Origin of the sequence: Micromonospora sp. NBC_01638 (assembly GCF_045209745.1) — a bacterium.
Classification (GTDB): domain Bacteria; phylum Actinomycetota; class Actinomycetes; order Mycobacteriales; family Micromonosporaceae; genus Micromonospora.
In genome coordinates this window covers 5,346,827-5,360,601 of record NZ_CP109273.1, presented here as the reverse complement: position 1 = coordinate 5,360,601, position 13,775 = coordinate 5,346,827, and the positions used below count along the sequence as shown (strand labels likewise).

Below are 13,775 nucleotides of genomic sequence, written 5' to 3'. Positions count from 1 at the left end.
CTCTCGGAATGGCAGGTCAGCCCCGTGACTCCAGCCGCCGGCGGCGATACTGGTCAAAGTAGACGGCGGCCCAGATGATCAGGCCGACGATCACCTGCTGGTAGTGGATGCTGATGTCGAGCAGGACGGCACCGTTGCGCACCAGGGCGATGAGGAACGCGCCGATGATGGTCCCGACGATCCGGCCCTGCCCCCCGAACAGGCTGGCTCCGCCGATGACGGCGGCGGCGATGACGTCGAGCTCCAGCGAGATCCCATAGTTCGGCTGGCCGGAGTTCACCCGGGAGGCGGCGATCATGCCGCCCAACCCGACCAGCACACCCGCCAGCACGTACACCCCGCTCAGGTGACGTCCCACCCGGATGCCGGCGCGGCGGGCTGCCTCCAGATTGGAACCCATCGCGTAGGTGTGCTGACCGAAGCGGGTCTGGGAGAGCAGGAAGGCAACCCCGACGGCGACGAAAACAGTGATCACCACGGCGAACGGTATGCCGAGGATCTCCCCGTTGCCGAGCAGCTGAAAGGATCGGGGCAGGCCATAGACGCCGACTGCGCCGGTGATGATGAAGACGAGACCACGGCCCACGGACATCGTGCCCAGCGTCGCGATGAACGGCGGAATCCGGGCCACGGTCACCAACAGCCCGTTCACCAGCCCGGCCAGCGCGCCGACGCCGATGGCGACCACCGTCGCCGCCCAGAGCGGGAAGCCGAGGTCGCGGACGACCATCGCTCCCACGACGCCGGAAAGCGCGGCGACCGACCCCACGGACAGGTCGATGCCCTTCGTGATGATGACCACCGTCTGCGCCGTGGCGATGATGGCAATCACCGCGGTCTGCGCCCCGATGTTGAACAGGTTGTCCGCCGTCAGGAAATAGGGACTGGCGAAGGCCAACGCGATGAACAGGACGACGAGCGCGGTGGCCGCGGTGAACTCGGAGACGGCGTGGGAGATCCGTTCCCGGAACCAGTCGCTGAGTTCGCGCTGCGTGCCGGCGGTCGCCTCGACGAAACTCACGCCGGACCTCACCTCCCATGCGTGGCTCCGGCACGCGACGGGGGACCCGCCCAACGAGCCGAGCACCTGTGAGCAACCGAGCCGCCTCGGACGGGAGGGGCGGGCACGCACATACCCACACCGCCGGCGAAGATAGGTCGGATGTTTCCCTGAATCAGGCGTTACGATGCCACGCGTTCGCCTGTGTTGCCAAGGTCTTGGGGCTATGTTTTATCGTCGTTTCCCGAGCCGCCGAGGGGATACGTCTGATCAACCCGGCACAACCTGCGGCGGAACGGGGACGGCCCAGGCCGACACGTTGTCGCCAGTACGCTGCCGACGGGTCACGGTCCGCACAGGACCGACGATCACGGCGGGAAGAGGCGGACCGCGCATGCGGACCGTCAGGACGCGGACAGCCGGTACGCCCGGCGGGCGGTCTGCCGCCAGATGGCCGCACGCTCGTCGTCGCGCAGCGGGTCCAGCAGGTCGGCGAGGACCTCGACCCAGCGGGTGTACGAGGTGGCGAGCAGGCACACCGGCCAGTCCGAGCCGAACATCAGCCGGTCCGGTCCGAACACGTCGAGCGCGTGCTCGACGGCGGGCCGCAGCTCCGCCGTCGTCCAGGACGGCCCGTCCACCTCGGTCACCAGGCCAGAGAGTTTCGCCGTCGTGTTGGGCTCGGCGGCGAGCGCCCTCAGGTCACGGGGCCAGTCGCCGAGGCCGGCGTGCCCGAACGGAGGCCTGCCGAGGTGGTCCAGGACGAACCGCATCTGCGGCAGGTCACGGACGAGCCGGGTGGCTGCGGGCAGCTGGTGGTCTCGCACCAGCAGGTCGAAGGCGAGGCCAGCGGCGCCGACCGCGGCGATGCCCCGCCGCACGTCCGGGCGGTCGAGGTAGGACGGGTCAGGTTCGGACTGGACGAGGTGGCGGATCCCGACCAGCCGCTGGCCGCCTCTTGCCGCCCGGAGCCGGTCGAGGCGATCCCCGACGTCGTCGGCGGTGAGGTCGACCCAGCCGACGACCCCGCCGATGAGGGGGTCGTCGGCCGCGATGCCCAGCAGCTCGGGCGTCTCCGTCCGGACGGCGACGGTCTGCACGACGACGGTCTGGGTGACTCCGACGGCCCGAGCCGTCGGGGCGAGATCGACCGGGGTGAAGTCGTCGTCGATCGCGGCCATGGTGTGCGGATCGATCCAGGGCTGCGGGTGCCGTGCCCGAACCCAGAGATGATGGTGCGCGTCGATGATGCCGGGTCGCTGCACCGCCACGTCGGCCGTCATCGGACCCGTCCCGGCGCTTTCACCTGCACCCACACCCCGCCCAGTCATTGGTCGAATGTCCCGGTCGGCCCGGTGCTTCAGACCCGATCCGGCAGGTTGACCATGTTAGCGGTAACAGGTCCACGTGCGTCACACGTGCGTCTCAGCGCAGCGACGAAAGGTTTCGGGAAAGCCCGGGGCTGAAGTCACCCGGGCACCGTCCCACCACGGGCGTCCTGCCGGGCCTCGACTCCGCTCAGCGACGTGCGCCGAGGCCCGGCCGCGCGTCAGCAGTAGAGATTGGCCCCGGCGGGCACGCCGAGGATGCCGACGAACTGCTGGTACCTGGTGACGCGACTCTGCACCTGGGCGGGGTTTCCGCCGTTGCACTCGATCGAGCCGTTGATGCTGCGGATCGTCTCACCGAACCCGACGCCTGAGACCATCGCATTGTGGGCGGTCATGCTGCCCGGTCCATTCTGGGTCATCCAATACCAGATCCCGGTCTTCCAGGCCACTGCGGCATCGGTCTGCACCAGCCACGGGTTGGTCAGCAGTGGCAGGTTGAGGGCGTTCCCAGCGGCGTTGTAGTTGAAGTTCCAGCTGAGCTGGATCGGCCCGCGCCCGTAGTAGGCAGCCTGCCCCGCGGGACAGCCGTAGGGCTGGCCGTAGTCGCAGTAGTGCGGGTAGTTCGCGGTGTTCTGCTCGACCACGTGCACGAGCCCGCCGGTCTCGTGGTGCACGTTCGCCAGGAAGGCCGCGGCTTCCTGACGCTGGACGGTGGCACTGCCGGTCCTCGCGAACGCCGAGTAGGCGCTGAGCGCGGAGACGAGCCCGGAGTACGTGTAGAAGGAGTTGCGACCCGGGAACATCTGGTTGAACTGGGCTTCAGTGACCACGAAGCCTCCCGGGTTGGTGGGCGGCGGGCTGGTGGGCGGTTGGCCGCTGCAGGCGTATGGCTCCCAGTACCAGGTGCTGATGACGGGGTCGTAGCCGGGATTGTCGTGCTCGGCGATGTAGTACAGGCCGTTGGTGTACCGCACGATCGTCCCGGCGGTGTACCAGGTCCCGGCGACCCAGTTCGGGTGGTTGCAGGTCCCCCCGGTGGGCGGCGGCGTGGTGCCTCCTCCGCACGCTCCAAGATCCTCCCAGACGCCGGTCGTACCCGGCGGCGCCTCGTTCTGGGTCCACCACTTCGCCTGGTAGTTGCGGCCGTTGTGCGAGACCTGGGCACCTCCCCAGTAGACAGCCGAGGCTTGCCACGATGCCGAACAGGCCGCCGCCGACGCGGCGGTCGACGGGATGACGGCAACCAACCCGCTGGCGACGATCAGAGCCGCCAGCGCGACCAGCGCGCGCAGTCTCGTCATGTGATCACTCCATTCCTGGACCTCACTGGCCGAGAGCTCGGCCGGATATCGATGCAGGTGACTGTAACACCTTCTGTTCACACTCTTTACTATTACGGGATCTCGCCACCTCATCCCGTCGGCCTGCTGTCGCCTCCAGCCTCGAGTCAACGTCGGTATTTCCGGTGGGTTTCCGGATCATGCCGCCCGGAGCTGCCTCGATCGACGTGATCGGTCTCGGTGTCAGGAGAGTCGTGCAGCTCGACAGGACCGCCTGAACACGGAGTCAGACCTCACGTGCCGTCCCATCTTGTTCCGGAGTGCTTCCGGAACTTGTTGACGCGCCAGAAATCTCGCTGCAATACTCCGATCCATTGAGGTCAATGCAATCGGCGCGGTGCCGTCTTCGGTTTGACCTCCCCACTCACCCACACCTGCCCGGACCGTGCTGCCCACGTATCGGGGTCACGGCCGGCCTGCGAGAAGGGGCATCAAATGAGCAAGGTCCCCCCCGGCACGGCCCAGCGGTCGAGGCGGTTGCGCGCGTTACTGGCCGTCCTCAGCACCGCCGTTGCGATGTGCGGCATCGTCCTCGCGGCAACCTCGACCCCGTCGAGCGCCGCCACCTGCAACGGCTACGTCGGCCTCACCTTCGACGACGGCCCGACCGGCAGCACCAGCGCGCTACTGAACGTGCTGCGCGCCAACGGCGTACGGGCCACGATGTTCAACGTCGGGCAGAACGTCCAGAACAACCAGTCGGCGGCCCAGGCACAGGTGGCCGCCGGCATGTGGGTCGCCAACCACAGCTGGAACCACGCCCACATGACCTCGATGAGCCAGGCTCAGATGCAGTCCGACCTGTCTCAGACCAGCTCGGCGATCCAATCGGCCACCGGTAGTCGGCCCCAGCTGTTCCGGCCGCCGTACGGGGAGACCAACTCGACTCTGCAGTCCGTCGCGTCCTCGCTCGGCATGCGCCAGGTGATCTGGGACGTGGACTCACAGGACTGGAACGGCGCCAGCGTCAGCCAGATCGTGTCCAACGCGAGCCGCCTCCAAGCCGGTCAGGTCATCCTGATGCACGACGGGATACAGAACACCCGTGACGCGATCCCCCAGATCATGGCCAACCTCACCAGCCGCAACCTGTGTCCCGGAATGATCTCGCCGTCCACCGGTCGCGCGGTCGCGCCCGACGGCACCACCCCGCCGCCCAGTACTGGCACCCCGCCGCCCGCCGGTGGCACCTGCACCGCGGCGGCGACGACCACCAACGTCTGGGGCGACCGGTACAACACGTCGGTGACGGTCAGTGGCGCCAGCACGTGGACCGTGGTCGTGGCCATCACCGCACCGCAGCGGGTCTCCACCGTCTGGAACGGCAACGCCACCTGGGACAGCAGCGGCAACGTGATGACCGTGCGGTCCAACGGCAGCGGCAGCACCTTCGGCTTCACCACGATGACCAACGGCAACAGCAACGGGCGTCCGCAGATCCGCTCCTGCACGGCGGGCTGACACCACACTGACCGACTCGCTGCCGGCGGGTGCCCGGCGTTCCCCTCGCCCGGGCACCCGCCCCACCTGAGAGATTCGTCGTCCAGATCCAGGCTGACCAGCGCGAACCGCGCGATCGTCAGCCGGACCGCCGGTGCCGGGCCACCGGTCGGGCATGCCCGTGTCGTAGGGTGCCGGCATGGCGCATCCCGTCCGGGCCGACGGCGAGGCCGACGATGCGTGGTGGGCCGCCCCTCCGATGCGGCGGGTCAGTCATCTGCCGGGCGCCGACCCGGAGCTGCTGCGGGTGGCACTCGACCCGTTGCCGCCGGCGGCGCCTGCGGTCATGCACTACCGGCCCACGGTCGTGGGTCCGCTCGGCGACCTCGTGGACGCGCTCCTCGACCAGTTGGACACCGCAGCGCTGGCGATGTTTCCGCGCTGGCTGGCGGGAGCCGACCGCTTCGAGACAGACGGCACGCTCGGTGTGGCGGCGGTGCGCGCCCTCGCAGCCCGCACCGCCGCCCACTCCCGGCATTTCGGCCCGTTTCTCGGAGACCTCGCCGAGCGTGGTCTGCGCGGTCCCCGCCAGCCCGCCGGCCGGTCCCGCTTCGCTGCGGAGGTACGCGCCGCCGGGCTCGCCCGGGTGATCGCCGCGTCCTACGACCGGGAGGACTGCGTACTCCTCGTCGCTCTGCCCGACCTGGGCCCCGACGCCGAGCGGACGCTCGTGGCCGCGGCCGAGTGGCTGGTGCGGCACGGCGGCTTCACGGTGTGGTTGGCCGGCGGACCTCTGCGCCACGCCGACCGGGTCAGATCGGTGCCGCTGGTGGTGCCGGCGCAATTCGCCGCGCTCGCCGACGCCGCCGATCGGATCATCGACCCGGTCGCCGGGCCGGAGTCAACGGTGCTGGCCTGGCCACCGATCGCGGGTGTGCCACGTGGCGACAGCGCGGCGGAGCAGGCATTGGAACGCGCGCTCGCACCACACGACTGGGCGCGGGGCCGGCGGTGGAACCAGACGTACGAGTGGCACGTGCTGGGTGCGACGTACCGTCTGGATCTTTTTTGGCCCGCTGAGGGTCTTGCGGTCGAGGTGGACGGCCCGGAGCATCGTGGGCGAATCGCTTTCGCCAACGATCGGCGGAGGGACGTGCAGCTGCAACTACTCGGGTTGGACGTGCTCCGCTTCACCAATGAACAGGTGCTTTCCGACGCGTCGGCGGCGGTCGACGGGATCCGTCGGCTGCTGGCGCGACGACGCACGGACGGCACGCACCCCCACGGAAAAGAGAGATCATGACGAGCCCGGCGGACGTCCCCCACCTGACGCCGAACCAGATCAACGCCCTCGTGGTGCTGATGGTCGAGGCGCGCCGACTCACCAACGTCGAGCTGCGCGAGCTGGCCGGCTTCGCGCTGACCGGCAAGGACAACGAGAAGCTCGTCAAGCTGGGTCTTGTCGACACCGATCGGACGCACCGACCGTTCGCCCATGAGCTGACCGAGGAGGGCTGGCGGGTGGTCCGTCAGCTGCACACCTCCGCGCCGCCGAGGCAGGGCGGCTCGGCGACCCGGTCCCTGTTCGTCGTCCTGTCCAATCTGCATCGTTCGCTGGACCGGCTCCGGGTCAGCCACGGCGAGTTCTTCAAGCAGACCGACGCAGCGGCACCGCCGGCCAGCGAGCCTCGACAGGAGGCACCGGCACCCGCACCGACGGCGGCAGCGGCGGACGTGGAGGCGCTGGTTCGCGCGGCGTACCGGGAGCTGGCGACGGCGCCGGGCGCCTGGGTCGGCCTCGCCGACGTCCGGGACCGGCTCGCCGACACCGATCGGACCGCCCTGGACGGGGCGTTGCGGGCGATGCTCGGCCGGGAGGACGTTCGCATCATCCCGGTGGCGAACACCAAGTCGCTGACCCCACGGGACCGCGCCGCGGCCGTCCGCATCGGGAACGAGGACAACCACGCCCTGGCGATCGGCCCGGCGTGATCTCCGAGGACCAGCGGGCCGCCCTGGAAGCGGTGAGTCTCAACCCGGCGGTCACCCCCGACGACGTCTGGCGACCCAGCCCACACAACGTGCCGGAGCTGCACGAGAAGGTGGTCGCGGAGATCCTGCGCGGGGTGGGGCGGGCCCGCACCGACGACACGACCGTGCCGCTCGGCGTGGCCATGCAGGGCCGCGCGGGCGCCGGTAAGACGCACCTGCTCGGGGCGGTCCGCGAACGGATCCAGCGCGACGGCGGCTACTTCTTCCTGGTCGACATGGTCAGCGGCAAGACGTTCTGGGAGAGCGTCGCCCTGGCCCTGGTGGAGGGCATGGGACGCCACCATGTCGGCTGGGGCACCCAGCTGAAGACCTTCCTGCGTCGACTCACCCCCCAGCTCGGCCTGCCGGTGGACGTCCGCGACGCGGTCGCCGGCGCCCGACCGGTGACCCGCGAGCAGCTCGACGTGTTCATCCGGGCGCTGCGTGCCCGCGATCGGGAGGTCGGGCGGGACGCCCAGGACACCGCCCGGGCGCTCGTCCTGCACGGTGCCATCGACTTCGAGGCGCAGGACGTGGGTTACGCCCACCTGATCTCCGAGCCCGGCGACCCGGCCGCGCGGACGGCGTGGGGCATGAGCGCCACGATCCGGACCCCGCAGCAGATCGTGCAGGACATCTCCCGGCTGATGGCCCTGACACTGGATCCCACGGTCATCGCCGTGGACCAGCTCGACACGCTCTTCGCCCAGACCAGCACGTCACTGCTGAACCATCACAACGGGCTGGAGGACGGCCAGGCCAAGGTGCTCGGCCCGATCGCCGACGGCCTGCTCAAGCTCCGCGACGTCACCCGCCGCACGTTGGTCGTCGTCTCGTGTCTGCCGGACACCTGGGTGCTGATGACACGCACCGTGCCCACCCCGGTCGGCGACCGGTTCCGTGAGGCGACCCTGCCGGACCGGATCCCCACCTCGGAGATCGGCCAGGCGATCGTGGCGAAGCGGCTCTCCGCCGCGTTCGCGGGTCCGCACTTCGTGCCACCCCACCCCACCTGGCCGATCGCCCGTGCCGCCTTCGCCGACGCACCCACCCTGACGCCACGCGCCCTGCTGCGCCGGGTGGACCGCCATGTCGCCTGGTGCCGCGACCGCGACGAGGTGGTCGAGCTCGACCGGCTCATCGACGGCGCCGACTCGACGCCGACGACGGCAACCGTCCGCGGCGTGCCTGGCGACCCGACGACGGACGAGCGCCGCCTGCGCGAGCTGGACGCACGGTTCGCCGAGCTGGTGGCAGCCGCGGACGTGTCGGCCGCCGTCGCCCCGGCGGGCGAGGACGAGCACATTCCAACGCTGCTCGCCGCCGGCCTGGCCGCCTGGATCGCCGAGCAGGCGCCGACCGGCGCCACCTACAAGTACGACCCGCCGCCCGGACGCAAGCCCGCGCTGCACGGACGGCTGATCGAGGTGCTCGACGAGGCCACCGAGAACGAGGCGCACTGGTGCTTCCGGGCCATCGCGCACCCCAACGCCATCGCCGTCACCGCCCGGGTCAAGGCCGCGTGCACGATGGCCGGGCTGGACCGGGACCTGCCGCAGCGGCGGCTGATCCTGCTGCGCAACGGTCCGTGGCCGACCGGGAAGCGTACGACCGAGGTGTTGACCGGCTTCGACGCGGCCGGCGGCCTCCGCTGCGGGGTGACGGAGGCGGACCTACGGGTCTTCGCGGCGCTGCGGGTGATGGCGGCCGAGCCGTCCACGGCGTTGCAGGAGTGGCTGGTGGCCCGTCGTCCGGCCAGCGGCACCGAGCTGTTCCGGGCAGTCCTGCCCGGGTCCGACGGGTCGCGCGAGGGCACCCCGCCCGAAGGCGCCGGACCCGGCGCAGCGCCCGAAGGCGCCGGCCCAGTGCCGGGCGGCGCCGGTCCCGACGCGACGGGAGCGCCGATCGCCGACGTGACCGGTGGACCGTCGACCGATTCGGCCGCCGTGCCCGTGACCGCTGAGGTGGTCGACGCCGGAGGTCGGGCGGTCGGGCTGGGGCAGACCGTCGATGGTGGTCACCCGTTCACGGTGGCCCTGGAGTCGCTGCGTCGGCACGCCGTCGTGTTCGCCGGATCCGGCTCGGGCAAAACGGTGCTCATCCGCCGGCTTGTCGAGGAGTGCGCCCGGGAGGGTGTCTCCGCGATCGTGCTCGACCCCAACAACGACCTCGCCCGGCTCGGTGAGGCGTGGCCCGAGCCGCCGAGCGGCTGGGGTCCCGGCGACGCCGAACGGGCCACCGACTACCTCGCGCACACCGAGGTGGTGGTGTGGACACCCCGGGTCAGCGCCGGTCGGCCGCTGAGCTTCCAGCCGCTGCCCGACTTCACCTCGCTGCGGGACTGGCCCGACGAGTTCGACCAGGCGGTCCGCTCCGCCGTGGCGGCGCTCGCGCCACGGGCCGGTGTCGACCGGTCGAGCAGGCTCGCCCAGCAGGGCAAGGCCGTCCTCACCGAGGCCCTCCAGGCGTACGCGCGAAGCGGGATGGTGGGCCTGCCCGGCTTCACGGAGTTTCTCACCGACCTGCCCGAGGGGGTCAGTCGGCTGGCCCGCGCCGGCAAGCTCGCCGAGGAGTTGGCGGAGGCACTCAAGGCGGCGATGGTCACCGATCCGCTCTTCGGCGGGGTCGGCGCACCGGCCGACCCGGGGCTGCTGCTGACGCCGTCGCCGGGACGACGAGCTCGGGTGTCGGTGATCAGCTTCGTCGGTCTCACATCCGACCAGGAGCGGCAGAGCTTCGTCAACCAGTTGCAGATGGCGCTCTTCGCCTGGATCAAGCGGCACCCCGCCGGCGACCGGCCGCTGGGTGGGCTGTTCGTGATGGACGAGGCGCAGACACTCGCCCCGTCGACCGGCACCACGGCCTGCACGGCCAGCTCGATCGCGCTCGCCTCGCAGGCCCGCAAGTACGGGCTCGGGTTGGTCTTCGCCACCCAGGCGCCGAAGGGTCTGCACAACCAGATCTCCGGCAACGCGACGACACAGTTCTTCGGGCTGCTCAACGCACCCGCGCAGATCGACGCGGCCCGTCAGCTCGCCGAGGCCAAGGGTGGGCGGCTTCCGGACATCGGCCTGCTCAACAGCGGCGAGTTCTACGCCGCCGGGGAGGGGTTCTCGTTCGTCAAGGTCCGTACGCCGCTGTGCCTCACACACCATCCGAAGGCGCCGTTGAGCCCCGAGGAGGTTGTCGCGCGCGCCCGACCGACCGACGTCGACGGCTGACCCACCCGCACGTCGGGCGCTCTGGGTAGCCTGAGGCCATGATCTTCATAACCGCCAAGTTCCGGGTCCTGCCCGAGCACGCCGACCGGTGGCCGCAGATCGCCGCCGAGTTCACCGAGGCGACCCGGGCCGAGCCCGGCTGCCTGTGGTTCGACTGGTCCCGCAGCCTGGACGACTCGACCGAGTACGTGCTGGTCGAGGCGTTCCGCGACGACCAGGCCGGTGCGGCCCACGTGCAGTCCGCCCACTTCCGCACGGCACAGGAGACCCTGCCGCCGCACCTGGCCGAGACGCCGCGCATCGTGAACGCCACCGTGCCGCAGGAGGACTGGTCGCTGCTCGGCGAGATGGTCGTCCCCGAGGGCCGCTGACCGCCGCCGGCGCGCGTGGTCCTCGACCCGCTGGCGCTTGTTGTCGACCCGCCGTCAGCGGAGCCGTCGGGCGGTGAACCGGGCCGGCGGGTCGGCGATCACGTCCTGTGCCGCGATCAGCTGGATCTCCCGGGTGCCCGCCGCGAGGGTCGCCTCGAGGACGGCGAAGACGGAGGCGATGGTGCGTTCCAGCGCCGTCGCGGGTGAGCCGGTCGTCCACAGATGCGCGAGGTACAACGCCGCGGTGACGTCACCGCCGCCGTTCGGGTTGATCGGCAGCAGTGGGGTGGTCACCGCCCAGGCGCCCTCGTCCGAGACGGCCACCACCTCCAGCGAGTCCGGCGGCAGGTCGCCGTGGAGCACGCTGGTCACCAGGACGTGCCGCGGCCCGGTCGCGCGCACCACGTCGACCGCGTCGAGCACCTCGGCCAGCGAGTTCGTCCTACGGCCGGCGAGGAAGTCGAGCTCGAAGTGGTTCGGGGTGATGATGTCCGCGCGCGGCACGACGGTGTCCCGCAGATACTCCGGAATGCCCGGCCGGACGAACATCCCGCGACCGGCGTCGCCCATCACCGGGTCGCAGCAGTACACCGCAGCCGGGTTGGTCGCCTTGACCGTCTTCACCGCGTCCAGGATCACCGCGCCCATGGCCGGGTCGCCCTGGTAGCCGGACAGCACCGCGTCGGCGCCGCCGAGGACACCACGGTCCGCGATGCCCGCGATCACCTCGGCCACGTCAGCCGCCGCCAACATCGGACCACGCCACGCGCCGTATCCGGTGTGGTTGGAGAAGTGCACCGTCAGGACCGGCCAGACCTCGTGCCCGAGCCGCTGCAGGGGGAAGACTGCCGCCGAGTTGCCGACGTGACCGTAGGCGACCGACGACTGAATGGACAGGATCTTCACCGGCACATCATGGCCGCATCGACCGGCGTCGCACGCGCGGCCCGCCGTTTCTGTCGGGTGGCCCACTCGGCGCTCACCTGTCGATGACGGCACGAGCGGACGGCCCGGACATCGTCGTCCGGGCCGCCCGAGCGGTCGTACGGTCAGCCGCCGAGGCTCGCCGCAGCGGAGGCGATCGATGAGGCGAAGTAGCTCACCTGGGTGTAGACACCCGGGTAGTTGGGCCGGGCGCAGCCGTTGCCCCAGCTGACGATGCCCACCTGGATCCAGGCGTTGCTGGCGTCGCGGCGGAACATCGGGCCTCCCGAGTCACCCTGACAGGTGTCCGTACCGCCGCTGGCGTAGCCGGCGCAGATCTCCTCGGCGGGGATGAGGTCGCCACCGTAGTTGGAGTTGCAGATGGAGTCGCTGACGAACGGGACGGTGGCCTTGAGCAGGTACCGCTGCTGTGCGCCACCCTCGCGCGCGGCACCCCAGCCGGAGATGGTGAAGGTGCCGCTGTCGTAGGCGGTCGTGGTGGCGATCGGCAGTGTGCTCAGCCCGGTGACGGGGGTGGCCAACCGGATCAGCGCCCAGTCCCGGCCGGAGCCGTTGTAGCCGGGAGCCCGGTAGACGTAGTTGGACCGGACGGTGATCCGGCTGGACGACTGGAGGTCGACCACCCCGAGCGTCGCGGTGATGCTGGTGTTGGTGCCGGTCGCGCCCACGCAGTGTGCCGCAGTGAGCACCAGCCTCGGGCTGTACAGCGCCCCGCCGCATCCCATCGAGAGCCGCACCATGAACGGGAACTCGCCCTGGGCTGCTCGGGTGCCGCCGACGACGTTCGGCGTCATCGGGTTGTCGGCCGCAGCGGCCGGCGCGGCGAGAGTGAGGCTGGCCGCGGTCAGGGCGGTGGCCAACAGGCCGGTGAGGGTACGCCAGCGAACCATGCATTTCCTCCGCATCAGGATGGCACGCCTCGTGAGCGCACCTCATTCGAGATAGCGGTCATCATATTGAGATCCGTGGATGTTGCGGGTCATCCTCTCTGGGTCGTACCACCGGCGCTATGGATCTCGGGCGACCGGTCGTCACCCGCCCGGCGTGCCGGTGCTCTCCCGTCGGATGAGCCGGAACGGCGTCTGCACGGTCAGCGGCGCCGCGACCTCCGCGCCCTCGATACGGGCGATGAGGCGGCGCACCGCGAGACGCCCGATCTCCCTCTTGTCCGGTGCGATCGTGGTGAGGGTCGGGGTACTGAACCGTCCCTCCTCGATGTCGTCGATCCCGACCACCGCGACGTCGTCGGGCACCCGGCGACCGGCCTCGGCCAACGCCCGCAGCGCGCCGAGGGCGACCAGGTCGTTGTAGCCGAACACCGCGTCCGGTGGGTCACCGAGGGCGAGCAGGTCACGCATGGCCCGCTTGCCGTCCAGTCGGCCGAAGGCGTCGGTGCGGGCGACCAACCGCGGGCGGTACGGCAGGCCGGCGGCGGCCAGGGCCTCCCGGTAGCCGCGTACACGCAGATGCGCCGACTGCCGGTCACCGCCCAGAGTGGCGCCGATGAACGCTATCCGGCGGCGGCCGATCGCCACGAGATGCTGGATCGCCGCGTGGCTGGCGGCCACGTTGTCGATGGCGATGTGATCGTGCGGCACGTCGTAGACGCCCTCGCCGATCAGCACGAGCGGACTGTCGGCGGTCCGGGCCAGCACCTCCTTCCGGCCGATCCGCACCGGACTGAGGATCAGGCCGTCGATGGTGTGCCGCCGGGAGCCATCGAGGAGGGCCAGCTCCGCCTCCCGGTCCGCGGCGGTGTTTTCCATGACGAGCGTGTAGCCGAGCCCGGCGGCCTCGGAGATGGCGATCTCGGCGAGCTCGGCGAAGTAGGGGTTGTTCAGTTCCGGGATGGCCAGGGCGATCAGGCCGGTACGCCCCCGACGAAGGTGCCGGGCGCTGAGGTTGGGGGTGTACCCGAGTTCGTCGACCGCCTGCTGCACGCGCTGCCGGGTCCGCTCCCCCACGGGTCGGTACCCGTTGACCACGTTCGAGACCGTGGCCAGCGAGACGCCGGCGCGCTCGGCTATGTCCTTCAGGCTGACGCCCATCCACCGACCCTCCGCGAATCCGACTGGCGATCTGCAAGACATTGACAG

At 70.6% G+C, this 13,775-nt stretch carries 11 protein-coding genes; 5 read left to right on the top strand and 6 right to left on the bottom strand.

Annotation, left to right across the window (positions count from 1 at the left end; genetic code table 11):
* Window positions 1–16 precede the first annotated feature (16 nt).
* From OG811_RS24945 to OG811_RS24935, 3 genes are all read right to left on the bottom strand, one after another.
* Entirely contained in the window at window positions 17–1,021 is a 1,005-nt protein-coding gene (locus tag OG811_RS24945; protein WP_406069144.1) for an ABC transporter permease, read from the bottom strand.
* 383 nt (window positions 1,022–1,404) lie between these two features.
* A complete protein-coding gene (locus tag OG811_RS24940) occupies window positions 1,405–2,283 on the bottom strand; it encodes an amidohydrolase family protein (protein WP_406069143.1) in 879 nt (292 codons plus the stop codon).
* Between the two features lie 266 nt (window positions 2,284–2,549).
* Entirely contained in the window at window positions 2,550–3,632 is a 1,083-nt protein-coding gene (locus OG811_RS24935; protein ID WP_406069141.1) for a glycoside hydrolase family 19 protein, read from the bottom strand.
* Window positions 3,633–4,106: 474 nt separating this feature from the next.
* On the opposite strand from OG811_RS24935, the gene OG811_RS24930 reads away from it, so the two are divergent.
* The 5 genes from OG811_RS24930 to OG811_RS24910 all read left to right on the top strand — a co-directional run bounded on the left by OG811_RS24930 (window position 4,107) and on the right by OG811_RS24910 (window position 10,734).
* A complete protein-coding gene (locus tag OG811_RS24930; RefSeq protein WP_406069139.1) occupies window positions 4,107–5,132 on the top strand; it encodes a polysaccharide deacetylase family protein in 1,026 nt (341 codons plus the stop codon).
* Between the two features lie 178 nt (window positions 5,133–5,310).
* Entirely contained in the window at window positions 5,311–6,414 is a 1,104-nt protein-coding gene (locus tag OG811_RS24925) for an endonuclease domain-containing protein (protein WP_406069137.1), read from the top strand.
* Window positions 6,411–7,103 (top strand): hypothetical protein, encoded by a 693-nt coding sequence (locus OG811_RS24920; RefSeq protein WP_406069135.1) that lies wholly within the window; start codon window positions 6,411–6,413, stop codon window positions 7,101–7,103. Before OG811_RS24925 ends, OG811_RS24920 begins: the two co-directional genes overlap by 4 nt.
* On the top strand, window positions 7,100–10,363 hold the full coding sequence (locus tag OG811_RS24915) for an ATP-binding protein (RefSeq protein WP_406069133.1): 3,264 nt from the start codon (window positions 7,100–7,102) through the stop codon (window positions 10,361–10,363). The genes OG811_RS24920 and OG811_RS24915 overlap by 4 nt, the downstream gene beginning before the upstream one ends.
* A gap of 38 nt (window positions 10,364–10,401) precedes the next feature.
* A complete protein-coding gene (locus OG811_RS24910; protein WP_406069132.1) occupies window positions 10,402–10,734 on the top strand; it encodes a putative quinol monooxygenase in 333 nt (110 codons plus the stop codon).
* A gap of 54 nt (window positions 10,735–10,788) precedes the next feature.
* On the opposite strand, the gene pdxY is transcribed toward OG811_RS24910, so the two are convergent.
* The 3 genes from pdxY to OG811_RS24895 form a co-directional block, all read right to left on the bottom strand.
* On the bottom strand, window positions 10,789–11,640 hold the full coding sequence (pdxY, locus tag OG811_RS24905; protein ID WP_406069130.1) for a pyridoxal kinase PdxY: 852 nt from the start codon (window positions 11,638–11,640) through the stop codon (window positions 10,789–10,791).
* 143 nt (window positions 11,641–11,783) lie between these two features.
* Window positions 11,784–12,569 carry a S1 family peptidase gene (locus OG811_RS24900; protein WP_406069129.1) on the bottom strand — a complete coding sequence of 262 codons (786 nt, stop codon included), beginning with the start codon at window positions 12,567–12,569 and terminating at the stop codon, window positions 11,784–11,786.
* Window positions 12,570–12,710: 141 nt separating this feature from the next.
* A complete protein-coding gene (locus tag OG811_RS24895) occupies window positions 12,711–13,727 on the bottom strand; it encodes a LacI family DNA-binding transcriptional regulator (protein WP_406069127.1) in 1,017 nt (338 codons plus the stop codon).
* Window positions 13,728–13,775 lie beyond the last annotated feature (48 nt).

Bases quoted from the DNA above. Each gene is read 5' to 3' on its own strand.
- OG811_RS24940 (WP_406069143.1), bottom strand. From the start codon at position 2,283: ATGACGGCCGACGTGGCGGTGCAGCGACCCGGCATCATCGACGCGCAC.
- OG811_RS24935 (WP_406069141.1), bottom strand. From the start codon at position 3,632: ATGACGAGACTGCGCGCGCTGGTCGCGCTGGCGGCTCTGATCGTCGCC.
- OG811_RS24930 (WP_406069139.1), top strand. From the start codon at position 4,107: ATGAGCAAGGTCCCCCCCGGCACGGCCCAGCGGTCGAGGCGGTTGCGC.
- OG811_RS24925 (WP_406069137.1), top strand. From the start codon at position 5,311: ATGGCGCATCCCGTCCGGGCCGACGGCGAGGCCGACGATGCGTGGTGG.
- OG811_RS24920 (WP_406069135.1), top strand. From the start codon at position 6,411: ATGACGAGCCCGGCGGACGTCCCCCACCTGACGCCGAACCAGATCAAC.
- OG811_RS24910 (WP_406069132.1), top strand. From the start codon at position 10,402: ATGATCTTCATAACCGCCAAGTTCCGGGTCCTGCCCGAGCACGCCGAC.
- OG811_RS24900 (WP_406069129.1), bottom strand. From the start codon at position 12,569: ATGGTTCGCTGGCGTACCCTCACCGGCCTGTTGGCCACCGCCCTGACC.
- OG811_RS24895 (WP_406069127.1), bottom strand. From the start codon at position 13,727: ATGGGCGTCAGCCTGAAGGACATAGCCGAGCGCGCCGGCGTCTCGCTG.